The sequence below is a fragment of the Mesorhizobium sp. M3A.F.Ca.ET.175.01.1.1 genome (genome assembly GCF_004791945.1).
GTDB lineage: Bacteria > Pseudomonadota > Alphaproteobacteria > Rhizobiales > Rhizobiaceae > Mesorhizobium.
Window position 1 is genome coordinate 1 of the sequence record NZ_SRTP01000463.1, and the last position, 210, is coordinate 210.

A 210-nucleotide genomic window follows, 5' to 3' on the forward strand; every position below is an offset into this window, starting at 1 on the left:
TGCCGGCCTGGGCGACGAAGTGCGGATCACTGTCGACGTCCGAGATGGTCAGCGTGCCCGAGGTCGAGATGTCGGCGGCCGCGTTGGTCTCGGTCAGGTTCTTCACGTCGGACGACAGCACCGCGGCGTCGTTGGTGCCGAGGATGTTGATCGTCACCGTGGTCGGGGTGCCGTCGGCGCTGACCACATTGAAGGTGTCGGTGTAGGTGG

Annotated in this window: 1 protein-coding gene; it reads right to left on the reverse strand. The window is 65.7% G+C overall.

Annotation, left to right across the window (positions count from 1 at the left end; all coding sequences use genetic code 11):
- Positions 1-210: VCBS domain-containing protein (locus EN818_RS32450; RefSeq protein WP_135906421.1), on the reverse strand; the 210-nt coding region annotated here is incomplete at both ends.